The 23,845-nt window shown below is 68.5% G+C and carries 19 protein-coding genes; 12 read left to right on the top strand and 7 right to left on the bottom strand.

What is annotated here, in order from left to right; translation table 11 throughout:
- The first annotated feature begins 13 nt into the window (after nucleotides 1–13).
- From D892_RS43190 to D892_RS0138470, 3 genes are read left to right on the top strand one after another with little or no spacing between them, the layout of a single operon-like run.
- The gene (locus D892_RS43190; protein ID WP_024806354.1) at nucleotides 14–709 is read left to right on the top strand and encodes a hypothetical protein; all 696 of its coding nucleotides are present in this window, start codon (nucleotides 14–16) and stop codon (nucleotides 707–709) included.
- Between the two features lie 27 nt (nucleotides 710–736).
- A complete protein-coding gene (locus D892_RS0138475; RefSeq protein ID WP_024806353.1) occupies nucleotides 737–2,206 on the top strand; it encodes an amidase in 1,470 nt (489 codons plus the stop codon).
- 38 nt (nucleotides 2,207–2,244) lie between these two features.
- On the top strand, nucleotides 2,245–3,405 hold the full coding sequence (locus tag D892_RS0138470; protein WP_024806352.1) for an acyl-CoA dehydrogenase family protein: 1,161 nt from the start codon (nucleotides 2,245–2,247) through the stop codon (nucleotides 3,403–3,405).
- 463 nt (nucleotides 3,406–3,868) lie between these two features.
- On the opposite strand, the gene D892_RS0138465 is transcribed toward D892_RS0138470, so the two are convergent.
- The 3 genes from D892_RS0138465 to D892_RS0138455 are packed head-to-tail and all read right to left on the bottom strand — an operon-like array spanning nucleotide 3,869 to nucleotide 5,522.
- Nucleotides 3,869–4,711 carry a helix-turn-helix transcriptional regulator gene (locus D892_RS0138465; protein ID WP_024806351.1) on the bottom strand — a complete coding sequence of 281 codons (843 nt, stop codon included), beginning with the start codon at nucleotides 4,709–4,711 and terminating at the stop codon, nucleotides 3,869–3,871.
- A complete protein-coding gene (locus D892_RS43185; RefSeq protein ID WP_024806350.1) occupies nucleotides 4,708–5,202 on the bottom strand; it encodes a DUF6879 family protein in 495 nt (164 codons plus the stop codon). Before D892_RS43185 ends, D892_RS0138465 begins: the two co-directional genes overlap by 4 nt.
- Nucleotides 5,199–5,522: a hypothetical protein gene (locus D892_RS0138455; protein WP_024806349.1), complete on the bottom strand. Its 324-nt coding sequence runs from the start codon at nucleotides 5,520–5,522 to the stop codon at nucleotides 5,199–5,201. Before D892_RS0138455 ends, D892_RS43185 begins: the two co-directional genes overlap by 4 nt.
- A 270-nt stretch (nucleotides 5,523–5,792) precedes the next feature.
- Here D892_RS0138455 and D892_RS46035 point away from each other — a divergent pair, with 270 nt between their 5' ends.
- On the top strand, nucleotides 5,793–6,065 hold the full coding sequence (locus D892_RS46035) for a hypothetical protein (RefSeq protein WP_232236266.1): 273 nt from the start codon (nucleotides 5,793–5,795) through the stop codon (nucleotides 6,063–6,065).
- 580 nt (nucleotides 6,066–6,645) lie between these two features.
- Entirely contained in the window at nucleotides 6,646–7,236 is a 591-nt protein-coding gene (locus D892_RS0138445) for a GNAT family N-acetyltransferase (RefSeq protein WP_198037104.1), read from the top strand.
- Nucleotides 7,237–7,391: 155 nt separating this feature from the next.
- Here D892_RS0138445 and D892_RS0138440 read toward each other — a convergent pair whose 3' ends face one another.
- Complete coding sequence (locus tag D892_RS0138440) at nucleotides 7,392–8,621, bottom strand: helix-turn-helix domain-containing protein (protein ID WP_036567784.1); 1,230 nt, start codon at nucleotides 8,619–8,621, stop codon at nucleotides 7,392–7,394.
- Nucleotides 8,622–9,279: 658 nt separating this feature from the next.
- On the opposite strand from D892_RS0138440, the gene D892_RS0138435 reads away from it, so the two are divergent.
- On the top strand, nucleotides 9,280–10,776 hold the full coding sequence (locus D892_RS0138435; RefSeq protein ID WP_024806346.1) for an aldehyde dehydrogenase family protein: 1,497 nt from the start codon (nucleotides 9,280–9,282) through the stop codon (nucleotides 10,774–10,776).
- Here D892_RS0138435 and D892_RS44335 read toward each other — a convergent pair.
- Nucleotides 10,748–13,984, bottom strand: a complete 3,237-nt coding sequence (locus tag D892_RS44335; RefSeq protein ID WP_024806345.1) for an AfsR/SARP family transcriptional regulator — start codon at nucleotides 13,982–13,984, stop codon at nucleotides 10,748–10,750. The genes D892_RS0138435 and D892_RS44335 overlap by 29 nt on opposite strands.
- Nucleotides 13,985–14,398: 414 nt before the next feature.
- Here D892_RS44335 and D892_RS0138425 point away from each other — a divergent pair, with 414 nt between their 5' ends.
- Genes D892_RS0138425 through D892_RS0138415 form a run of 3 tightly spaced genes read left to right on the top strand, consistent with a single transcriptional unit; the run spans nucleotide 14,399 to nucleotide 19,005 of the window.
- Nucleotides 14,399–15,394, top strand: coding sequence for a ParB N-terminal domain-containing protein (locus D892_RS0138425; RefSeq protein WP_198037103.1), 996 nt, complete (start codon nucleotides 14,399–14,401; stop codon nucleotides 15,392–15,394).
- A 13-nt stretch (nucleotides 15,395–15,407) separates the two neighbouring features.
- Nucleotides 15,408–17,942, top strand: a complete 2,535-nt coding sequence (locus D892_RS48185) for a cytochrome P450 (protein WP_198037102.1) — start codon at nucleotides 15,408–15,410, stop codon at nucleotides 17,940–17,942.
- Nucleotides 17,943–17,946: 4 nt separating this feature from the next.
- Nucleotides 17,947–19,005, top strand: a complete 1,059-nt coding sequence (locus D892_RS0138415) for a polyprenyl synthetase family protein (RefSeq protein WP_024806342.1) — start codon at nucleotides 17,947–17,949, stop codon at nucleotides 19,003–19,005.
- A 28-nt stretch (nucleotides 19,006–19,033) separates the two neighbouring features.
- Here the strand turns inward: D892_RS0138415 and D892_RS0138410 are convergent, their stop codons facing one another.
- Entirely contained in the window at nucleotides 19,034–20,053 is a 1,020-nt protein-coding gene (locus D892_RS0138410) for an SDR family oxidoreductase (RefSeq protein WP_232236265.1), read from the bottom strand.
- Between D892_RS0138410 and D892_RS0138405 the strand changes: the two genes are divergently transcribed.
- Together D892_RS0138405 and D892_RS0138400 are read left to right on the top strand one after the other, a co-directional pair.
- Complete coding sequence (locus D892_RS0138405; RefSeq protein ID WP_198037101.1) at nucleotides 20,018–20,512, top strand: TetR/AcrR family transcriptional regulator; 495 nt, start codon at nucleotides 20,018–20,020, stop codon at nucleotides 20,510–20,512. The two genes, D892_RS0138410 and D892_RS0138405, sit on opposite strands and share 36 nt — an antisense overlap.
- 52 nt (nucleotides 20,513–20,564) lie before the next feature.
- Complete coding sequence (locus tag D892_RS0138400; protein ID WP_024806339.1) at nucleotides 20,565–22,013, top strand: MFS transporter; 1,449 nt, start codon at nucleotides 20,565–20,567, stop codon at nucleotides 22,011–22,013.
- A 23-nt stretch (nucleotides 22,014–22,036) separates the two neighbouring features.
- Here D892_RS0138400 and D892_RS0138395 read toward each other — a convergent pair whose 3' ends face one another.
- Entirely contained in the window at nucleotides 22,037–22,711 is a 675-nt protein-coding gene (locus tag D892_RS0138395; protein WP_024806338.1) for a TetR/AcrR family transcriptional regulator, read from the bottom strand.
- A 129-nt stretch (nucleotides 22,712–22,840) separates the two neighbouring features.
- Between D892_RS0138395 and D892_RS0138390 the strand changes: the two genes are divergently transcribed.
- Nucleotides 22,841–23,746: an oxidoreductase gene (locus tag D892_RS0138390; protein ID WP_024806337.1), complete on the top strand. Its 906-nt coding sequence runs from the start codon at nucleotides 22,841–22,843 to the stop codon at nucleotides 23,744–23,746.
- The last annotated feature ends 99 nt before the right edge of the window (nucleotides 23,747–23,845 follow it).

Below are 23,845 nucleotides of genomic sequence, written 5' to 3'. Positions count from 1 at the left end.
ACCGGGAATGCCCATGGATACCGATACTGACACCGCCCGGCCGGACGCCACGGAGGCGAGCAAGGCCGGCGAGACGACTACGGCGGACGACACGGCGGCCGCCGGAGCGGACCGCGAGCAGGCCCGCGACGAAGAGCGGCGCTCCGATGCCGCACCGGCCCGTCGGACTCCGAAATCACCGGCGCGCCGGTCGATCTCGATCTCGTTGCGCGGCGCGGTGTGGGTCGCGGCCGTCGCCGTGCTGGCCGTCACCGTGGTCACCCTGGCGGCCTTCCTGATCGCCGCCAGGCACGAGATCTCGGACCGTGCCGCCACCGACGCGGCCCATCGGCGCGCCGAACAGGTCGCCACCGATTACTCCGTCGGCGCCGCCACCGTCGACCCGGGTGACTTCAACGCGTGGGTGGCCCGCCTGAAGAACAACACCGCGCCGCCGCTGGCGAACAAGTTCGATGCGACGGCGCCGAAACTGCAGGAGATCCTCACACCGCTGAAATGGACCTCCACCGCCGGACCCATTGCCGCCAAGGTGATGTCGGACGCCGGCGGGGTGTACAAGGTCGACGTCTTCGTCAACGTCAGCTCCACCAACGTGCAGAACCCCGACGGCGCGCAGACCACCGTCACCTACAACATCACCGTCGACGGCAACGCCGACTGGAAGATCACCGACGTCGGCGGCATGGACGCCGCGCTACCCCAGAAGTAAGTGCCGACCGCACCTTTGGAGATACCTATGACTACACACCGTGTGCACGCCTTTCGCGACGATGCGCTGGCCGAGCACGACGCGGTCGCGCTGGCACAGCTGATCCGGACCCGCGACGTCAGCCCCGAGGAACTCGCCGCCGCGGCGGCCGAGCGCGTCGCCGCCGTCGAACCCTGCGTGCGGGCCATCGAATGTTCTTACGACACACCGCGATTCGCCGCCGACGGGCTCGGCTGCTGGTACGGCGTGCCGACCTTCGTCAAGGACAACACCGATATCCGCGGCCTGCCGACCACGCACGGCAGCGCCGCGTTCCGCGCCCACACCGTGGACCGGGACGACGCCTACACCCGGCAGTTCCTCAGCACCGGCGTGACCGTGCTGGGCAAGTCCCGGCTGCCGGAGTTCGGGCTGATCCCGACCACCGAATTCCGCGACGCCGATCCCGCCCGGAATCCCTGGAACCCCGAATATTCCGTCGGTGGCTCCTCCGGCGGCGCGGCGGCGCTGGTGGCCGCCGGCGTTGTGCCGGTCGCGCACGGCAACGACGGCGGTGGCTCCATCCGGATCCCCGCCTCCTGCACCGGCCTGGTGGCGCTCAAACCGAGCCGGTCTCGCCACCTCGACAACGCCCAGAATCGCCATCTGCCGATCCGGGTGATCTCGGAAGGTGTGCTCACGCGCACGGTCCGCGATACCGCCACCTATGTCGCGGCGGCCGAAAAGTATTGGCGCAACCCGGATCTGATCCCGATCGGCATGGTGGACGGGCCGGCCGAACGGCGCATGCGGGTCGCCCTGCTGACGACGACACCGACCGGTGACGAACCGGATACCGAGACCCGTGTCGCGGTCGAGCGCGCGGCCGATCTGCTGGAGAAGGCCGGGCACGAGGTCGAACCGATCGCGCAGCCGTTCTCGCCGCAGGTGGCCGAGGACTACATCGCCTACTTCGGCCTGCTCATGCAGGTGACCATGCTGGCGGGCAAGTACCTGCACGATCCGAGTTTCGACCGGAACCGGGTCGAGGACATCACCAGCGGGCTGGCCCGTTACTACCGCCGGCGCATCGCCCGGATGCCGGGCGGATACCTCCGGCTGCGCCAGTCGGCGCGGACCTACGCCGGTATCTTCCGGCGCTACCAGGTGCTGTTGTCTCCGGTACTGGCCCAGGCGGTTCCGCCGCTGGGGCAGCTCGGTCCCAACGGGCCCGCCGACGAACTGATCGAACGGCTGCTGCACTACATGGCCTATACGCCGGTCAACAATGTCACCGGGACGCCCTCGATCGCCGTGCCGATGGGTCTCGCGGAGAGCGGAGTTCCCTTGGGCGCCATGCTCAGTGCCGCCTACGGTGACGAGCGGACGCTCATCGAGCTGGCCTATCTGTTCGAGGAGGAGAACCCGTTTCCCCGGATCACCGACGGTGCGGGCGATCCCGCGCCGCCGGCCCGTGGTTCGTCGCCGCGCCGCCGCCCGTCCACCCGCCATCGCTGACCCGTTCCGCCGCGGTCCGATCGGAAGGGGCATGCCGGATGTCACGATTGTTTCCCGACTATCGAGCGGCCTGGGAGACCGACCAGCACTGTGAATTGCGCAGGCACGTCGCCGAATTCCTGCGCAAGGAGTCGACGCCGCAGCAGCAGCGCTGGGCCCGGCAGCACGCGGTCGATCGGGAGTTGTGGACCAAGGCCGGCGCCGCGGGCCTGCTGGGGGTGGAGCTGCCCCCGGAATTCGGTGGCACCGGCGGGGATTTCGGCCTGTGCGCGGTGATCGCCGAGGAGCTGCCGCTGGCTCACGACTCGGCGTTCGGGTGGATCGTGCACACCCCGATCGCCGCGCACTACATCGACTCCTACGCCGCCGCCGATCGCCGGCGCGCCTGGCTGCCCGGCATCATCAGCGGCGAGTCGGTGCTGGCCATCGCCATGACCGAGCCGGGCGCCGGATCGGACCTGCAAGGGGTGCGGACCACGGCGGTGCGCGACGGCGACCATTACGTCGTCAACGGCTCGAAGACCTTCATATCCAATGCGACGCATTGCGATCTGCTGGTGGTCGTGGCGAAAACCGATTCGTCCCAAGGTGCTTCGGGCGTCTCGCTGATCGTTGCCGAGACGCGCGACCTGGCCGGATTCGAGCGCGGCAGAATACTCGAGAAGATCGGGCAGCACGGCCAGGACACCCGCGAACTGTTCTTCTCGGATATGCGGGTACCGGTCTCGAACCTCCTCGGTGCGCAGGAGGGACTCGGATTCACCCAGCTGATGGCGCAGTTGCCGCGCGAACGCCTGATCATCGCCGCGATGTGCGCGGGTATGGCCGAGGCGGCGGTGCTCGAGACGATCCGCTACGCCAAGGAGCGGCACGCCTTCGGCAGGCCGCTGATCAAGTTCCAGCACACGAAATTCGAACTGGCGGAGCTGAAATCGGAGGTGCTGGGGATCAAGACGCTGGTCGACTACGCCATCGGGGAGTACATCGAGGGGCGGCACGACCATGCCGTCGCCTCGATCGCGAAACTGGCGGCGGCCGATCGGGCGGTGGCGGTGGTCGACCGGGCGGTGCAGATCTTCGGTGGCTACGGGTACATGGCCGAATACCCGATCGCCCGGATGTACGCCGCGGCACGAGTGAACAAGATCTACGGCGGCACCAGCGAGATCATGAAGGAGATCATCTCTCGCACGCTGTAGGAGTCGGGTGGAGTCAGGAGCCACCGCATCCGCTCGCTCGCGGGCAGCATCGACCTCCCGTACTGATCTGGTACCAAGTCGGCGGGAACGCGAAACACACTGTTTCACAACCGGTTTCCGTCGTTGTCCGGTCATGCCGTGAACCAGGCGAGCAATCGGGCGTCCAGGGCGGACCACCCCGGATAGGCGCACCCCGCAGCCATCTCGATTGGGGCGCACTGTGTGCCCCCTCTCGACGTGGCCAGGAGCGAGGGTTTGTGCCGCTCCCGCCGCCGGTTCGATGCAACGGACCAAACCCTGCCCGTGGCTCCCGGCGGCGGGAGCGACCCACACAACGATAGGGAGCAGGGGATTGACCATGGACGAACCAACCGCGACCGATCCGGTGCCGCTCGGATTGGTGAACCTGTCGTTCGTGCCGGGGCCATCCGCTACAGGGTGTGCCATACCCTCTTACCCGCACTCACGATGCGCCGCTGCGGCGCTCCAGGGCGGTCGTGATCAGCTCTCGAGCTGCGTCACCGTGAACCGCCTGCGCCGCCAGCAGAGCGAATGACCTCTCATACAGCGCGATCTCGGACGGCCGGGTGATCGTCAGCTCAGCCGCTACGGTTTCGACCAAGACCACCTTGCGGTCATGAATCACGAAGTTGGTCGCAGGAGCGTGGTACTCGGCCGTACACGGCAGGATCGCGACCACCAGGCGGGGCAGCGTCATCACAGCCAGGAGATGGCGCAATTGTCCGACCATGACGGCATCGCTACCCATCGACGTATAGAGCGCCTGTTCCTCGATCGCGTAGTGAATGCGGTGGTCGCCGTGATGCAGCACGTCTTGCCGCGCTATCCGGGCGTCTACCGCCGCCGTCACGTCATCCGGGGCGCGGTAGAACGCGGCCGTGCGGCGGAAGATCGCTTCGGCGTAATCGCGGGTCTGCACCAGTCCGGGAATGACGCGCGGGTGGTAGCCGCGTATCGATCGGGTGCCGGACTCCAGGCTGATCGCCTGGCGCTGGCGGTGAGCGTGCCTGGAGACGACGACGCGCCGCCACTCCATGTAGGCGGCGGCAAGATTGCGAAGCGTCGCTATCAGGTCCGGTACGGCGTAGTCCGCGCGGCACCAGTGACACCACTCGTGGATATCGGTCTCGGTCGGTGTCTGTCGGCCGTGTTCGATCTTGGAAACCTTGGAGCCCTGCCAGCCCGCAACCGTAGCCAATGCGACGCCGGAGAGTCCGGCGTCGCGTCGTAGCTCCCGCAGCCTGGCACCGAGTGCGCGGCGTGCGTCGTCGGGCGGTCCTGTCACTGCCGCCCGGCGTGCTCGGTTCGTAGGTAGTCCTCGTGCCTGATCGCCTGTTTCCAGGCCCGGAGATAGATATCCCGGCAGAGCTGGACTTGCCGTTCCTCGGTAGTGACCGCGATCCCAGCGGGTCCGCCGTTCTCGCTGAACAAGGTGTAGGCGACAAGCCGCCCATCGATCAGCCAGCAGTCGTCCGCCGCCTGGTCTTGCGGATCGGCGAGGTGTCGCGGCAGCCAGCGGATGTCTTCGCCGTTGGCGACGGCGTTGCCGGTCCGCGACAGCAACCACTCGACATACGCGCTGTGCGGTGTGGTGACGATCCGGGTCCGCTGAATCTGAACCCCGCGTGCCACGGTGGCTTGCACGAGCGGTGACCAGGGGTCATAGCTCGCGCCCTCGGCAGCACCGTAGTCGTCCTGGGTCTCCAGGTGCCAGGCGTAGGTGTGTGCTTCGGCGAACAGTCGGGTGAAGGTGTCCGGTGTATCCCGATGGATCATGCGGCGTCACGCCTCACCTGCCGACCGATCGGCACCTCTACTGCTGACTCGTGGCTCGGAAGCCCCATTCGTTCCAGCGCTTCGGCATCCGTGACCAGTTCACCGGAGAGCAGGAATGTCCCGCGGCCGGTGTCTTGCAGCAATGCACCCAGACAGGTTCGAGGCTGGAGGTAGGACAGCAGACCATGCGGAATCTCGATGGTGTCCGGCCGGTCCGTGCTCCACCCCTGCACGATGTACGCTGGCGGATTCGTGTCGCTGACGAAGAGTGTTGGCGAATGCCCGGATTCGGAATCTCCGCCCAAGCGCGTGAGTCTCATGTGCCTGCCTCCTGATTTGCTCGGCCTCTCATGATGCCGTCAATCGTCACTGGTCACACGAGACAGGGTCAATATCGGAAGCAAGATGGAGCAAGAAACTAGGCTGGGCGAACTTCGCACTCGTAGCGTGCTTTTCAGGTTCCCGCCGCTAGACCATTGCCGATCACCCCCGATCCGGCACCTTCCCCGGCACGGCGGGAGCCCCGGCACACGACGGAGGGGCACGCGATGCGACACCGGCCGACCGCGCTCGGATGGGTCGATCCGGCTGTGAGTTCCTGGCTGGAATGGGATGCGGCGCAGGTGCGGCGGTTGGCCCGTCGCCTGGGCTCTGTACTGGTGTGGCCTCCAGAAACAAGCCTGATTCCGCTGGTGGATCAGGTGCGGGCGGCAGGCGTCGATGCGGTGATCACGCCCGCGCCCAACCATCTGGACGTGATGACAATGCACGCGGTGATGTGCGTTGCGGATGTCGAAACCGTCTCTCCCCGAATGAGTTTCGCTCGCTGGGCAACGGTCCCGCCCCAAGGGGCGCGAGCGTGAATGCGGCGGACGCGGCGGTGCTGGTCGTGCTTGCGCCGAGCGGAATGCTGACCGCCCATCAGATACAGCGGGGCGCGCAGCTCACCAGTTGGTCCGTACGCCGAGCCATAGGACGGCTGGAATCACGTGGGCTCATCACCGCCAGTCCGATACGGGCACGGTGGTGGATCACAGCACCCGGCCGGGGCGTGCTAGCGGCGGCCACGGGAGGGCGGTAGCGGTGGGCGGTGATGGTTGGCGCGCTTTCGGATTCGTGATCGCGATCGGCTTGCCGCTGGCGGTACTGGTTGCGGCGATCTGCTGGCCCGTGCGAGTTCCGAAGGACCGCACCGTGGAAGCGATCCGACAGCGAATCGAGGACGGGCTGTAACAGACCACGCTCGGCGCGTGGTGTTGTTCTCCTGTGAGTTGCCCGGACGCTTGGCCTCCAGCCAGTTATGCGAAGACACGCACCGCCCCTGTACGCACTGCCAACCGCACTCCAGACCGCATGTGCGCTACCGACACCCCACCGTCAGCAACCGTCCGGCACGCCGACGGCACCCACACAACCAGCACCGCCACCCCGTAGTCCGGCTCCGTGCCGTCGCACGGAATTGAGTGCGTCCATCCCTGTGCGGCGTACGGACACGATGAATTCGGCCGTGACTCAGGCAGCTCGGGCGGCGTCGTGGGCACGGTATTGATCACCACACCACTGAAGACCGAGCACATCAACGAAATCCACCAGCTGATGGAACTCGGCGAACCCTACATCCGCGCCCGCGGCCTGTCCGACTACTGGCTCTACGCCACACTGTTCTCTTCGACCTGCCCGGTCGCATTCGGCGACAACAACACCATCACCGGAGCGGTGATCGCTTTCCGCAGTCAAGACGACCCCGCAGACGTGTACATCCAGGACGTCATGACCCATCCTCGGCATCGGCGGCGCGGCATCACCCGTGCGCTCATCGGCAGCGTGCGGTCACAGGCCGAGAAATGGGACTGTGAGCGGCTGTACCTGACATCCGAGCCGGACAACCGAGCAGCACACGCCAGTTGGGCCACGCTCGGTTTCGTCAATGTCCCGGGAGACCACGAGATCGACGGCATCTCGGTCATCACCGACTTCAAAGGCCCCGGCCGCAGCCGCGCGGTCTACGAATTGGCCCTCAGGCGCCCATGCTGAGTGGGGGTGCGCTCGACAACGAAATGGCGGTGGGTGTTCCTCGCCTCAGCGGCTCGTCACCATCCCCAAGAACTCGCGAACTTCCGGCACGCGAGTATGAGGCCGAACGCCACGCTCGATGCTGCCGAGGTGCGTCAAAGGCAGTCGTAGCCTGGCTATCCCCGCTCTGCCACCATCCCCAGAAACTCTCGCACCTCCGGCACCTTGTTATGCGGCCGCACGGTATGGGCAATACTGTTCAGCCTGGTATGTGACCTGGTGGAGGCAACGCTGCCGATCGCTTCAAAGTTCGTGCTCAGCAGGGCACATCCCTCGGCGACGTCACCGGCTTCGATCCAGTTCTCTGCAAGACCGAGCTGCCAACCGGTGCGTTGTCGCGGATAAGCGGTGGTGCCGTCAATGGCGGCTTGCAGGTGGGCGGCCGCCTCCTCATGGTCGCCTAGGCGCTTGAAAGCCAGGCCGATCAGCCCGTTCAGTGTGGTTTCTGGTAGCGATACAAGGTATTCGGGATCGTGTCCCCGGCTTGACGCGTACGCCCGATGCGCCCGGCTGACTGCGGCTCTCATGGCTTGTTTGTCGCCAACCGCCGCCTGGGCTTCAGCTTCACGGGTGGCGGCGAGTGCTCTCAGCTTCGGCCCGCCGTGACTCATGGCGGCCCGCTGAGCCGCCTCGGCCAGTTGGACACCTTCTCGTGGGCGGATGCCGTCCCGGTAGGAGAGCAGGCAGGCGTTGATCAGCGCATGCGAAACGGCGATGCCATCATTGGTGGCCGCCGCCGCTTGAGCAGCATCGGCGTAGTAGCGACGGGCTTGGTCCAGTCGGCCAGCGTCATAGCAGACCCAACCCGCGGCCGTCATCATCTCCGCTGCGGTGCTAGTGAGCTGGCGTCCAATGTCATCGTTGTAGCTGCCGGAATCGAGCAAATACTCGACATACCGGACTTTATGAGCAGCCAGTCGGCACAGTCGGTCGCCCCCAACGATCCGATCCAGTTCGTGAATCTGGGTGATATTTGCCGTGATCTCGGCAACATCGCCGGCACCAATTTTGACACTGTCCGAACGGGCAACGGCAGACGTGCTGCCCGCACCGTGACTGCCGCCGACCACTCCAGTACCGACAGCCGCTCCCGCCCCCATAGCCCCGGTTCGTAGGAAGTTGCGACGGTTCACATCCGCCTCCTCGTTCGACTCCACTACCAGTATGGCAAGCGGTACCTGCAGCGCTTTGGCCACACGACGTAGTACCCGCACATCGTGCACGGCGGCACCGTCGTGTTCCAGCTGCGAGATGGCGGGCTGGGTGTAACCGAGAACGGCCCCGAGTTCACTCTGGGTCATCCCGAGCGACTTACGAATCCGGCGGATGACCTCGCCGGTTGTCATGTGCATCCTGCTCTCCGCTCTTTTCTGATGAACGTGCCTACGCAAGATCGACGGAAACGCTCGGGACCCGTTGCCGGTCAAGAGGTTTCAACCCCCTGGGACGCACCTTATACGCCTCCAGCTATTTTTCAGAAGCTTTGCCGATTTCGGCCGGTAGCGGCCCGAAAACCGGGCTTACGGTCAGGCCGGTACCCGGCCCCAAGCTGACGCCGTAGCCCTCGGGCGGCGCACTGACCTCGGTGCCGGGGTTGGTGGCGAAAGAGCGCCGCACTCCACGTTCTCGTTGAAGCCGGCCGGGTCGTGTCCTCTTGTTGCTCGGGAATTGTCTCGCGCTGCTCGAGTCCCCGGCCACGGCGCCCCGGTCCCTTGAAGCCTCGAGTCGGCACCACGATGACGTCGGCAACTACGTGGCGGTCCTCGGCAAGCGCTGGGGCAGTGAACATGATCGTCATGCGCGGCGAGACTGTGTACTCTACCGGTGCGCGCGGTTGTGATTGCCGGCCCGGCGGGGCGGCCACGATGAAATCCGGTCCCGCACAGCAGAACTCATCGCAGATGCGGCACCGTGGCCTGGCGGCACGCTACCGTTCACGGGCGGGCATGCCCATCGAATCTGCGCGTCCGGCACTCGACGATTCGCACTGGAGGCTGATCCGACATGACAACCGCGGAAGACGAGACTGCCACACCGGTGACGGAGACGCTGCGCTCGGTGAATCCGGCGACCGGCGAGCCGATCACCGAATGGCCCGTCGACGACGAGGCGGCCGTGGTGGCCGCGGTCGAACGGGCCCGCGCCGCCGCCGCGCACTGGCGTGACCTGGGGTTCGACGCGCGCCGCACGGCGCTGCTGCGCTGGGCGAGCTATCTGGTGACACACACCGAGGAACTGCTGGCCCTGATGCGGCGGGAGAACGGGAAGCCGCGCGACGACGCCTCCATCGAACTGATCCTGGTGCTCGAACATCTCGACTGGGCGGCCCGCAACGCGAAGAAGGTGCTCCGGCCGCGGCACGTCGCGCCGGGGCTGTTCATGGCCAATCACGAAGCGGTCGTGGAACATCCGCCGCTCGGCGTGGTCGGGGTGATCGGCCCGTGGAACTACCCGATCTATACGCCCAACGGCTCGGTCGCCTATGCGCTGGCGGCCGGGAACACGGTGGTGTTCAAGCCGAGCGAGTACACCACCACGATCGGGGTGTGGTACGCCGAATCCTTCGCCCGGGCGAATCCCGAGCTGCCGGGCGGAATCCTCACCGCCGTCACCGGTTTCGGTGCCACCGGCGCCGCGCTGGTGCGGTCGGGCGTCGACAAGATCGCCTTCACCGGTTCGACGCCCACCGGCAAGCGCATCGCGGCCGCGGCCGCCGACAGCCTGACGCCGGTGCTGCTGGAATGCGGCGGGAAGGACGCCGCGATCGTCGCCGCCGACGCGGACATCCCTGCCGCCGCCGACGCGATCGCCTGGTCGGCCGTGTCCAACAGCGGGCAGACCTGCGTGGGCACCGAACGGGTCTACGTCGACCGGACCGTGTACGAGGAATTCCTCACCGAACTCCGGAACCGTGTGCGCACAGTGAAAGCGGGTGTCTCGTACGGCCCGATGACGATGCCCAAGCAGATCGATATCGTCCGCGATCATGTCGCCGATGCGCTCGCGCGCGGGGGACGGGCGGTGGTCGGCGGCCTCGATTCGGTCGGCGATCGCTATATCGAGCCGGTGCTGCTGGTGGATACCCCCGAGGATTCCCGCGCGGTGACGGAGGAGACGTTCGGCCCGACGGTGACGGTCACCGCGGTCGGCTCCGTCGACGAGGCGATCCGCCTGGCGAACGCGTCCGAATTCGGGCTCGCCTCCACCGTTTTCTCCCGGCGCCGCGGCATGGAGATCGCACGCCGGCTACGGGTCGGCGCGACGTCGGTGAACGCGGTGCTGTCCTTCGGCGCCATCTCCGCCCTGCCCTTCGGCGGTACCGGAGCCTCGGGCGTCGGGCGCATCCACGGCGCGGAGGGCCTGCTGGAATTCACCCGCACCCAGTCGATCGCCCGGCAGCGCTTCCCGATCGGCGTGGCGCTGTTGTCCTTTCGCCGCAGGGCGGCGGTGCTCGGGCTGATCGAGCGCGTGGTCAGGCTGCGGCACGGCCGCCATCGCTGAGGTCCGCGGGCGGTGGCGGCGACTCTTCGCCGGTTGCCGGCGCCGGGGCGGGGTCGTCGTCCGGAACGGCGGAACCGGGTGCGGTCACCAGATGCTGCTGGAGCCGGGCGTGCCGGTACTGGTAGACGGGCCCGGTTTGGCGCAGCACGCCGCGGCGGTGGGCGTCCTGCAGGAAGCGCATGATCCGCAGGGGAGCGTGGTGGCGCAGCGCCAACCAGATCCGGGCGAGCAGCAGGGCGCCCCAGGCGCGGGCGAAGACGATGGTCAACCCGCTCGCGACGCCGTAGAGGCCGCCGAGCAGCAGCCCGTGTTCGATCGTCTCCGCGCGCGGAATCACCGTGCTCGACGAGACGGCGACCGCGAGCCCGTAGGCCACGCAGCCGAGCCGGCCGAACACCAGGTAGCCGAGCAGCGCGCCGATCAGCCCGGCGGGCAGCAGGTATCCGAGGTTGAACATGCCGTCGAGCCCGGTGCTGATCAACTCGCCGTGGCTGGGGAGATCCGGTTTGTAGGTGGCCGCGGCGCCGTAGAAGGTCCCCAGGAACAACGCGCAGGACAGGGCGTGGGCCAGGGTCGCGAGGCGGTCCTGGCGGACGACATCGCCGGGGCCCGTGACCCGTTGGACGTCGGACGGGTCGGCCAGCCATCCCTGCAGGCTCAGGCCCAGTGCGAACAGGACGAACACCACCAGGAGCGGGCCGGCCGGTAGATCCCAGCCGAGGGCGAGGGCCGCGGCGGGGACGGCGCCGCGGGCGAACCGGCCGAGGGTGGCCCGGTTGAAATTCCATTTGGTGAGGCCGCTGTACCGGATCTGTACGCGCCGCGGGCTCGGCCGGGTACCGAACGCGTTGGTGACGCCGATGGACAGGCCGAAGGCCAGCGCATACACCAGCGCGACGCGCGGTCCGCCGGCGAGCCAGCCGGTGAGGGTGTAGAGCAGCGTGGGCAGCGCCGCGAAGAGGATGCCCCGGACCGGCCGGGGGATCGTGTCGACCAGGTGCCACCAGGTCAGATCCGGCGTCTGCCGGCGTTCCAGATGACCGGCGAGGAAGGTCAGCCAGCGCTGGGCCTGCCGCGGTGCGTAGGGGCGCCGCAGGCAGGTGCGGCTGCCGGGGGTCGGTGGCAGCGGATCCGGGGAGTACACCGCGGACAGATAGTTTCCGAGCAGGTGGTCCTCTATCGAGGCGCGATCGGCGAACCGTGTCGTATCGCAGAGTTCGGTGGGGTCGGTGCCGGGTGCGGCGTAGGCGGTGCTCGCCAGATCGACCATCAGCGGGGTCGACAGCGCTTGGGCGAGTGCGCCTTCGGGGTGTTGTTCGAGGTGGTCGATGACGGCCTGGCACCGGGTGTCGTCGCTGCGCTTGCGGGAGGCGAAGAAGCCGATGGCGTCCCGCACCGCGACCGGTTCGATCTCCACCACCGCGGCGCGCGCCAGGAAGGCGCCGCCGTGCCGGGCGGCCTGTTCGTATTCGGTGCTGCGGCAGGTGACCACCAGCGGACGCTCACCGGCGATCGCCTGGTCGAGCGCGTCGATCGCCGCGGCGCGCAGCTCGAGCGGCATCTCGTCCAGACCGTCGAGGATCGGGAGCACCCGGCTCTCGATCACCAGCCGGGTCGCGGCGTCGGGCCCGTAGGCGGCCGTATTCGCCAGGCCCGGATAGTTTTCCACGAGCTCGCGGGCCAGCCAGGTGTGCAGATGCTCGCGGCGCGGATTCCAGGACGACAGCGGCATCAGCACCGGAACCGGTTGGCCCGGCAGCGGATCGTCGAGCAGGCCGAGGGTAAGGAGTATCGCCAGGACCGTCTTACCGGCGCCGGCCTCGCCGAGCACCACCAGCTGCCGCGCGGGCAGCCGTCGGTACTGGTCGACCAGATCGCTGAGATCGCCGTACAGCTTCAACGGCCCGCCCCCGTCGGGGGCGGTCTTCTCGCCGAGCACCGCGGCGGCGGTGGCGCTGACCGGCCGGCTGGTGCTCGACCAGCGCAGGCGCACCGGCTCGGGCCGGCGCAGGGACCGGAACTCCGCCTCCGCCCGCCACTGCTGGGCCACCGCCGTCGCCAGTTCGCGGGCCGCCCGGTCCAGACGGGGATCGCTCAGGACGGTCGGTGGAAGCCCCTGGTCCGCTGAGGATTCGGTGGATTCCGACGATTCGGTGGATGCCGGTTCGGTGGATGCCGGTGGTTCGGTGGATGCCTGCGGATCGGAGGGCACCGGTTGCGGTTCGGATGTCTGTCGTGGTGCGCCGGCTGCCCGTGGTGCGCCGTCGACCGGTGGGTCGGGGACCGGCCTGGGGTCGGGGATCGGCCTGGGGTCGGGGATCGCCGGCATCCGGGCGGGTGCCCGTGCTTCGGCGGGCGCCGCCGGGGACGCAGCCGGCGCAGACTCGAGGACGGGCGGCCGTGCCGGCCTGGACGTATGGTCGGCCGGTTCGGGCATGCTCTCGAGGATGTGCTGATTCAGCCGGCGCAGTTCCGGTCCGGGATCGATGCCGAGTTCGTCGGCGAGGGCGCGACGGGCGTCGTGGAACTCGAGCAGGGCCTCGCTGCGCCGATCCGCGCGATACAGCGCGAGCATGTACAGCGCCCGAAACCGTTCCCGCAGAGGATGTTCGGACCGCAGGCGGGCCAGGTCGGCGATCGCCTCGAGATGCTCTCCCCGGTCCATCCGAAGCTGGGCGTTCAGCTCCACCGCGGTCAGGTACTCCTCGTGCAGCCGTTGCCGGTCGGCCTGGAACAGCGTGCTGTCGAGGCCGGTGAACGGTTCGCCATTCCACAGTGCCAGCGCCGCCTCGACCTCGCGCTGCGCTTGCCCGGACCGGCCGTGCGCCTGGTGATCTCGCGCCTGGGCGAGATGCCGCCGGAAGAGGGTGACGTCGACGGTGGCGGGGTGGCCGCGGAGCAGGTACCCGCCGTCGGCGAAGACCAGGGTCGCGTTCGGGGCGCCGGGGGCGCAGCCCGGCTGCAGCGTCTGGCGCAGCCGGCTGATGGTGGTCTGCACCGTATTGCGCGGGTCGCGCGGTGGGGAGCCCTCCCAGACCGCGTCGACGATCGTGGCCGGCGAAACCGGGCGGTTGATGTTGATCAGCAACACCGCCAACGTGATTCGTTGTTTGCCCGACCGTATCTCTATCTCCTGCCCGGCGCGCCAGGCCTTGAGCGGACCCAGCACTCGGTAGCGCAGGTCTTCCGCGTTCGCCGAATCGTCCATAGTGGTCGCCCCCTGGTCCCGATTCCGTGTGCGAACCCGAGTCGACCCCCTTGGCGTCGGGCTCCGGAAGATCATAACGACGAGCGGTGACACCTACGAGCCGAAAAAAATACGGGCAGGTGGCGGGCCTGGAAGGCGAGATGACAGCGATATGTACGCGGCCGTCACGATACTGCGATCGCGTGCTCAGCGCCGAGTCACCCCGCCGACATCCGCTAGGTGCCCCGCAGCCCGGGGCAGGATGGAGTCACCGATGCTCGACCGTCCGGACCGCACCTCTGGGTTATGCCCATCCGTGTTCGCTCACAATCACATTCAGGACATCGTTCGACGATCGACGTGCAGCCGAGCGTGCAGCGGCACGGCCGTTACCCGGCGGCACACGGCGGGCCGGCCCGGCGGGCGGGCAGAGGTGTGACAGCCGGCGGAGAGGTCTCACAGATCGGTTCGAATCTGGCCCATCTGCGGCCGGTGGACGGACCGAGCACGACGGAGTGGGTACGCATATCCGCGTTGGTGCTGTCGGATTCGCCTCGGCTGGCGGGGGAGGACCGGGCACACACGCTGCGCCTGGCCGAGACGGATGCCGAACTGCCGCCGATACTCGTGCACCGGCAGACCATGCGCGTGATCGACGGCGTGCACCGCGTGCACGCGGCCGTGCACAAGGGCTGGACGGAGATCGAGGCCCTCTTCTTCGACGGGTCGGCGGAGTCGGCCTTCGTGCTCGCCGTCGAGGCCAATATCGACCACGGGCTGCCGCTGTCGCTGGCCGACCGCCGCGCCGCGGCCGCCAAGATCATCGAGGCACACCGGGACTGGTCGGATCGGATGATCGCGCGGTCGACGGGCCTGTCGCCGAAGACGGTCCGGCACATCAGGGTGCGGCCAACCGAGGAAGATCCGCACTTGCACAACCGGATCGGTCAGGACGGACGGGTCCGGCCGCTGTCCGCCGCGGTCGGCCGGCGGCTCGCGGCCGAATTGATCGGTAACCGCCCGGATGCCTCGCTGCGAGAGGTGGCGCGGGCGGCGGGTATCTCGCCCGGCACCGTGCGCGACGTCCGGGAGCGCCTGCGGCGCGGCGAGGATCCGGCACTGCCGCGCGCGAACGGCGGCCGCCGCGCGGGCGGGGAGGAGGCGCAGCCGAGGCGACGGCAGTACGCCGAACCCGTCGAAATCGGCGAGGCGCTGCAGACGCTGGGCCGGGATCCGTCGTTGCGGCACAGCGATTCCGGCCGTCAGCTGCTGCGCTGGCTGCGCCTGCACATCGTCGACGCCGACGACTGCGCCCAGATCGTCGGTTCGGCGCCCGACCACAGCGTGCGGCTGATCGCCGACCTGGCCGGTAAATGTGCCGAGAACTGGGCGCACATATCGGCAGAACTCGAGAAGAGATTTCCGGACTGAGGGGGATCGGGACGTGGTAGCGACGAGTCAGCTGTTCATGCCGCAACTGCCGAGGCTGTTGCCGGTTGCCTACCATCCGAAGGCGGCGCAGATCGAGATCGCGTCCAACGGCTGGGTCCGGCGGATGCTGGGCGACTGCTTCGCCGGCGAGGGGGAGCTGCTGCGGTTCCTGCGGCAGCGCAACGGAATCTACGGTCCGCTGACGGTTCCGCACGCGGAGGCCCAGCGCGCACAGGACATCGCGGATTGGTACCAGTACGTCACGGTCATCGACAGTTCGGTCTCCGATCGTGCCGCGCTGGGGGAGAGCGATGAGCGGGCCGGTGCGGTCTTCGCCGGAATCGTGGCGGAATTCGGCGATCCTGTCGGCCCGGCCGATGCGGACGGTCCGGCCGATGCGCTCGCGTATCGGCGAGCGGCCAAGGACCTGTGGTCGCGGATCAGCCCGGGGCTCACCCCCGCCCAGGTGGGGCGCTTCGGGGAGAGCCTGGCGGCGTTCCTGCGGGGCTGCGCGGTGGAGATCCACGCCAAGCTGGCCGGGGAGGCGCCCGGCTACGAGGAGTGCCTGGCGGTGCGGCTGGACAGCTTCGGATGCGAATTCATCGAGCTGATGACGGAGTACGGCGCCGCCGTGGACATGAGCGAGCACCGAAAGGCCCTGGGGGAGGTCCATACCCACGGCATGCGGCAGATGATCATCGTCAACGATCTGCTGTCCTGGCGTAAGGAGCGCGCCCAGGACGACAAGATGACGGTGGTCCGCAGCCTGATCGAGCGGGAGGGCCTCGGCCCGCAGCGGGCCGTCGACAGGCTGGGCGAGCTCGTCGAGCGGCACGAGCGGGCGTATCTGCGGGCCCGGGACGAGATTCTGGCCGGGCCGCTCGGCGGCGATCGGGCGGTGCGCGCCTACCTGTCCGGGCTCGATCATCTGATCGGCGGCAGCCAGGAGTTCGAATATCTCACCCCGCGGTACTTCGGTGACGGGTCGGTGTGGGACGGAACCACGCACGGCTGGCTCGATCTCGACGCTCCGGTGACGCGCTTCCGGGAGACCCCGGAGCGGCCCGAGATCGCGCCCGAGATCGCCGCACCGGCGGAATGCCCGGTCTCCCACGGTGAGCCGAGCGTCCGGGAGAGGCCGTCCCCGCGGCCCGGCCGGAAGTCCCGGCGCGAGAACGCGGACCGGCACTGGACGTTCGCCACGGCGCCCGATGCGTTGCCGATGCTCGGTCACGCGCTGCGGCTGTGGCGCGATCCGCTGGAATTCGTTGCCTCCCTGCCCGCCCGGGGCGATCTGGTGGAGGTCCGGATCGGGCCCAAGCGGGCCTACCTCGCCTGCCATCCCGACCTGGTCAACCACGTCCTCACCGAATCGCGCACCTACGACAAGGGCGGCCCGCTGTTCGAGCGGGCCCGGATGCTGGTCGGGAACGGGCTGGTGAGTTCGAACTGGAGCGATCACCGGACGCAACGCCGGCACCTGCAGCCGGCCTTCCATCGGGCCCGGATCCCGGCGTACGCGGCCGTGATGGCCGAGGAGATCGATGAGCTGTCGGCGGAGTGGTGCGAGGGTGTGCCCTTCGATGTCAACGAGGCCATGCACGCGCTGACGCTGCGCGTTACCGCCCGGACCCTGTTCGGGATGACGGCCAGCCGTCGCGCGATTCAGGAAGTGGCGCACTGCATGCCGATCATCATGCGCGGCGTCTACCAGCGGATGGTCGCGCCGCTGGGGGTGAAGGAGCGGCTGCCCCTGGCGGAGAATCGGCGGTACGAGCAGGTTCGCGCCCGGATGCACGCCGTGGTCGGGGAGGCCCTCGGCAGCCTCCGCGCCGGCACCGGCGCATCGGACACCCTGCTGTCGATCCTGGTCGCGCCCCCGGAGCAGGACGCCGGGCCGGGCCTCTCCGACGACGAGATCTACGACCAGGTCATGACGCTGCTGATCGGCGGCACCGAGACCACCGGCAACATCCTGTCCTGGGCGTTCAGCATCCTGACCGAGCATCCGGTGGTGGAACAGCGCCTGCATGCCGAGCTCGATCGCGTACTGGACGGCCGCATTCCGACCGTCGACGACGTTCCCGCGCTCGACTACACCTGGCGCGTGCTCACCGAGGCACTGCGGATGTATCCACCGGCCTGGGTGCTGACCCGCACCACGACGCACGCCACCGAACTCGCCGGGCGCCGGCTCGAACCGGGCGCGATCGTCATGTACAGCCCGTACGCGATGGGCCGCAACCCGCGGTATTTCGAGGAGCCGGACCGGTTCGATCCCGACCGATGGCTGCCCGATCGGGTCCGGGCGCTGCCGCGGGGCACCACCGTCCCCTTCGGCGCCGGGTCCCGGAAATGCATCGGTGAGGATTTCGGTCAGGTCGAGACGACGCTCAGCCTGGCCATCATCGCGAGCCGGTGGTACCTGCGCCCGGTTCCGGGGCACGAACGCGGCGTATTACGTCCGCGGGCCTCGCTCGGCCCGGGCCCGCTGGTGATGCGCCCGTCCCGGCGCGTTCCCGGTCCCGTCCCGGCCGCGATCGGCTGAGGCCATGACGGAGCCCGAGACGCGGTACGCCGCATCGGAGCCGGCCTTCCCCGACACGCTCGAGCGCTGCCGCCGATTGGTGACGCCGGCGCTGGCCGAGGCCGTAGGGCGGCTGCATCCCGATCTCGGCCGCGTTGCCGGGTTCGCCTTCGGCTGGAACACCGTGGACGGCACTCGGCTGATCGGCAACGGCGGCAAGGGTCTTCGGCCCGCACTGGCGGTGCTGGCGGCGGAGGCGGTCGGTTCGCCGCCGGAGTCGGGTGTACCCGCCGCGGCGGCGGTCGAACTACTGCACATGTTCTCGCTGGTGCACGACGACATCATGGACGGCGACGAGCGACGCCGCCATCGCGCCACGGTCTGGAAGTCGTTCGGCGTCGAACCCGCGATCCTGGTGGGGGACGCGCTGCTCGCCCTCTCGATCGACGAGGTGGCGCGGAATCCGGCCGCGACGGTGCCGCCGGCGTTGCGCATGCTGTCCTCGACCCTGATCGCGGCGGTGAACGGGCAGGCCGAGGACGCCGCCTTCGAAGCCCGGCCGTGGCTGGGGCCCGAGGCGGTGACCGTCGAGCAGTACAACGCGATGGCCGCGGGCAAGACCGGTGCGCTGCTGGGATGTGCGATGGCGCTGGGCGCCCTGTTCGGTGGCGCGCCCGCGCCGACGGTCGCCGCGATGGACCGGCTGGGGCGCGACCTGGGGATCGCGTTTCAGGGTGTCGACGATCTCCTGGGCATCTGGGGCGATCCCGCGGTCACCGGCAAGCCGGTGTACAGCGATCTGCGACAACGCAAGAAGACGCTGCCGGTGGTCGCCGCGCTGTCGGGCGACGAGGCGACGGCACGGCGAATCATCCACTCGATCACGGCATCCGCGGGCGGAAACGAGGCGCTGCGCCGCGCGGCGGACCTGATCGGTGCGGCCGGCGGCCGCACCGTGGCCAGGGCTCAGACGCGGACGCATCTCCGTCGCGCGCTGGCGGCCGTCGACGAGATCGCGATCGATCCGGTCGCCGCGGCCGAACTGGTGCGGGTGGTGGAATTCGTCGGGCGGCGGGCGTGCTGACGGTCGCGCCGCCCGGGCCGAGCCGACCTCACGTCCGGTTGCGGAGGAAATTGTCCAGCGCGCGCGGGGCCACATAGCCCATCATCCGCATGAGCGCCGCATAGCGCGGGACCATTTCGGTGGGACGCGTCTCGACGGCCCGGACGAGCCATGTCGCCGCCTCCTCCGGGGTCAATTTCGCCAGCCTGTCGAAATCGCCGGTGGGTGCGCTCATCGGCGTGCTGACCAGCGGATAATGGATGGCGGTGACATATATTCCCCGGTTGCCGAGTTCGGCTTCGATGCACCGCCCGAATCCCGCCAGCGCCACCTTGGAGCTGTGATAGGCAGCGAATCTGGGGGCGGTATCGATGGCCACCGTCCAGGTGCCGACATTGATGATGTGACCCGTTTTCCGATCGAGCATCGCAGGCAATAGACCCATGGTCAGGCGCACGGCGCCGAAGTAGTTCACCGACATGGTTCGTTCGAAATCATGGAAGCGGTCGAACGAATCGACGAGCGGCCGCCGGATCGAGCGAGCGGCATTGTTGATCAGCACATCGATACCGTCGAAGGTGTCGATCACCCACTGCACGAGTTTGTCGACATCCGCCGTATCCGCGATATCGCAGGCGCGATATTCCGCCCGGCCGCCGGCCGCGACGATGTCGTCGCGCAACTCCTCCAGTTCGTTCTCCCGGCGGGCGACGAGAACGACCTCGGCACCCGCCTCGGCGAACCGCATCGCGGCGACCCGGCCGATGCCCGAGGAGGCGCCGGTGATCAGGATGCGCTTGCCGCCGATGGGTACGCGCGAGCGCGGGTTGATCGCCCCGGCGAGACGGCGCAGAGAGAACGTGGGCTCGAGATGTATCGCATTGGATCTCCCCATGACCTCAGTGAACCACAGCGATGGCGGTGATCGGGAGCGTGTCGATGCTCGCCGTTGACCTGTTAGTGAGTACTCGCTACCATCGGTCGCATGGCTCAGCGGAAGACCGCCGAACAGCGCCGCGCCGAGGTTGTCGAGGTGGCGTTGACCGAGTTCGCGCGCGGTGGCCTGCACGGCACGGCCACCCAGGTGATCGCGGATCGGGCGGGTATCTCGCAGCCCTATCTGTTCCGGCTGTTCCCCACCAAACACGCGATTTTCTGCGCGACGATCGAGTATTGTTTCGACCATATCGAGCGGGAATTGCGGGAGGCGGCCGGAAGTCTCGAGGGCGTCGAAGCGCTCAACGCAATTCGCGACCGTTATTGGATGCTGTTGAAGGATACGGCGCTGTTGCAATTCCAGCTGCACGTCTTCGCGCTGTCGGTCGAGGATACGGTGGTCCGGGATCGGGGCCGGGCCCGCCTTGCCGGATTGTGGCGATTGTTCTCCGAGGCCGACGAGGATCCGGAATTGGTTTTCACGTTCTTCAGTCGTGGCCTGCTGGCCAATTTGATGGTGGCCTTCGAGATTCCGTATCAGCACGGCGGCGATCTGGCGCTCGCGCTGCGGGACTGGGCCGACCGGAGCTGACGCCGGCGTCCGGCTGAACGACGTGCCGTAGGAAGGCAGGAGGGTGGGGGCGATGACAAAGACCCACGGCGGTGGCGTCACGAACGGCAGCGCCATCGGCGCCCTGATCGTGACGGGCATCGGCGTATTCATGGTCGGCCTGGACAATCTGGTGGTCACCAATGCGCTGCCGGTGATCCAGCGCGACCTGAATGCCGGGCTCGAGGGCCTGGAATGGACCGTCAACGCCTACACCCTGCCGTTCGCCGCGTTCCTGCTCACGGGCGCGGCCGTCGCGGATCGGTTCGGTCGCAAGCGGTTGCTGCTCGGTGGGCTGGTGGTATTCGTGGGTGCGTCCGCGGCGTGCGCGTCGGCGGGCACCATCGGTGAGCTGATCGCGGCCCGGGCCGTCCAGGGCGTCGGCGCGGCCGTCGTCATGCCGCTGACGCTCACCATGCTGTCGGCGGCGGTATCGCCGGAGCGGAGGACCCTGGCGATCGGCGGGTGGAGTGCCATGTCGGGGCTGGCCGCCGCGCTCGGCCCGGTGGTCGGCGGTGTCGTGACGGAACTCGCCAGCTGGCAATGGATCTTCTGGATCAATGTGCCGATCGGCGCCGTGCTCATCCCGATGACGTACCTGCTGCTGGCCGAATCCCACGGGCCGGCGAAGAAATTGGACCTGGTCGGCACGGCACTCGCCAGCATCGGACTGGCCGCCGTGGTGTACGGCGTGATCCGGGGCAACGGCGACGGCTGGACGAGCGTGAATGTGTTGTCCGCCTTGGTCGCCGGCGGCGTCTGCCTCGTCGCGTTCGTCGGTTACGAGATCATCCTCGACAACCGCGAGGGCGCCGATCCGATGATGCCGATGCGGCTGTTCCTCATCCGCGGCTTCAGCGCGACGAATGCCGCGTACCTGATCATGGGCTTCGCGATGTTCGGCGCGATCTTCCTGATCGTGCAGTTCCTGCAGAACGTGCAGGGCTACTCGCCGCTGGAGGCCGGCGTGCGTTCGCTGCCGTGGACCGCGGCGCCGGTCGTCGTCGCACCGCTGGCGGGGCTGCTGACCGGGTGGATCGCCGCGCGCACCGTGGTGGTGTGGGGGCTGGTGCTACAGACCATCGGAATCGGTTGGCTGGCAGCGATTGCCGTGCCCGATGTCGCCTACACGAGCCTCGTGCCCGCCTTCGTGGTCTGCGGCGCCGGCATGGGCCTGTTCTTCCCGCCGATGTTCGGGCTCGTGCTGGCCAACGCTCCGGAGAGGTTCGCCGGAGTGGCCTCGGGCGTCAGCAACTCCATGCGCCAGCTCGGTACCGTGCTCGGCATCGCGGTGCTGGGCAGCGTCTTCTCCGCCGCCGGAAGCCTCACCAGCAGACAGGGATTCGTCGACGGCATGGTGCCCGCGCTGTGGGTCGCCACGGCCGCGCTGGCCGTCGGCTCGGTCGTCGCCGTCCTCATCCCCGCCCGTCCGCTCGCGGCCGAGGAACCGGTCGCCGCGCCGGGTTCGGTTGTCGTCCGATGACTACCGGCGATCGCCGCCGCGGCTCAACGGGGGCGCAGCCCGTTGAGCAGCTGGCTGGTGACCTCCGCGACGAGTTCTTCGGCGCGGTCGGCGGTGACGAACCCGGACGTGACGAAGCTGACCAGCCCCTGCAGGTTGGCCACCGCGAGCAGTCCGATGGTGGTCGGGTCGCCGGGGGTGATCTCGCCGCGCTCCTGTGCCTGCGTGATCACCGCGAGCGGGGTCTGGAAGGCGCGCACCGCCGCGGCCGGCAGTTCGGCCGACGAGTCGTGCTTGCGGGCGAACATCAGATCGATGAGCGCGGGATTCTCCACGGCGAACCGCAGGTAGGTGCGGGCGAGGAGTTCGATGCGCCGGGCGGTGTCGGCTTCGGTGGCAGTGCCGGCCCCGGTAGCAGTGCCGGCTCCGGCGGCCGGGGCGGCCGCGGTGTCGGCCGGGTCGGCCACGGCCTCCACGGCCCGGTCGAATGCGGTACCGAGCCGCTCGAATCCGGTGAGCGCGAGGGCGTTCAGCAGCGCCTGGCGATCGCGGAAGTGCCGGCTCGGCGCCGCATGGCTGACGCCGAGGTCGCGGGCGATTTGCCGCAGCGAGAGGCCCTGGACACCGGTGGCGCGCAGCGCCACCTCGGCCTGTGCCAGGACGGCGTGGCGCAGGTCGCCACGCTGGTACCGAACGGGTCTGGACGGGTGCACGCTCATGACCACTGCACTGTAGCCCGGATTCGCCCCGGTCTGATGTCTGACCTGCTCCGGAGCTGATCAGCGGGCATTCGGGAACACCCTCTCATCATGTAGTCATTGCCTACAAAGTAGTCAGTGACTACACTGATGTCCGTGGCGACAACACGATGGACAGCATCCGACCTCCCCTCCCTTGCCGGTCGTACGGTCGTGATCACCGGTGCCAACAGCGGCCTGGGGCTGGTAGCCGCGCGCGAACTGGCCAGGGTCGGGTCCCGCGTCGTGCTGGCCGTCCGCGATCCCGACCGCGGTGCCGCCGCGGCGGCGACCATCTACGGCAAGACCGAGGTCCGCCCGCTCGATCTCGGCAATCTCGAGTCGGTGCGCCGCTTCGCCGACGGCTGGTCCGGGGAGATCGATGTCCTGATCAACAACGCGGGCATCATGATGGTCCCCCTGGGCAGGACGGCCGACGGTTTCGAAAGTCAGTTGGGCGTCAACCATTTCGGCCACTTCGCCCTGACGAATCTGCTGCTGCCGCACATCACCGACCGGGTGGTGACGGTCTCCTCGCAGGCGCACCGCCGCGGCGCGATCGACCTCGACGACCTCAACTGGGAGCGCCGGCCGTACGACAGGTCGGGAGCTTACGGGCAGTCGAAGCTGGCCAACCTGCTGTTCGGGCTCGAGTTGCATCGCCGGCTACAGGCGGCCGGGTCGCCGGTGCGGTCGGTGAACGCGCATCCGGGCTATGCCGCCACCAACCTGCAGAGCCATTCCGGCGACCGGATACTGCACTTCACCATGGCGATCGCCAATCGGCTCGTCGCGCAGAGCGCGAAGGCGGGCGCGCGGCCGCTCCTGTACGCCGCCAGTCAGGACATTCCCAGTGGTAGCTACGTCGGGCCGGACGGCCCGTATCAATGGCGTGGATATCCCGACCTGGTGGACCGGAGCGCGGCGGCCCAGGACATGACTCTCGCGGAGCGGGTCTGGGACGTTTCGGAGAAGTCGACCGGCGTGGCCTTCCCCGAGGAGCTTCAGGCGCGGTGAGATGATCCGCACACCGAGGCGGCGGCCGGGCGTGCAAGTGAGGAAGATCCTCGCTTGCACGCCCGGCCGCCGCGGTTGTCGAGTCGGCCGAATCCGCAT

This window comes from Nocardia sp. BMG51109 (assembly GCF_000526215.1).
Lineage (GTDB): Bacteria > Actinomycetota > Actinomycetes > Mycobacteriales > Mycobacteriaceae > Nocardia.
Note: the sequence above shows the minus strand (reverse complement) of the source record. Positions and strands in the feature narration are given on the sequence as shown.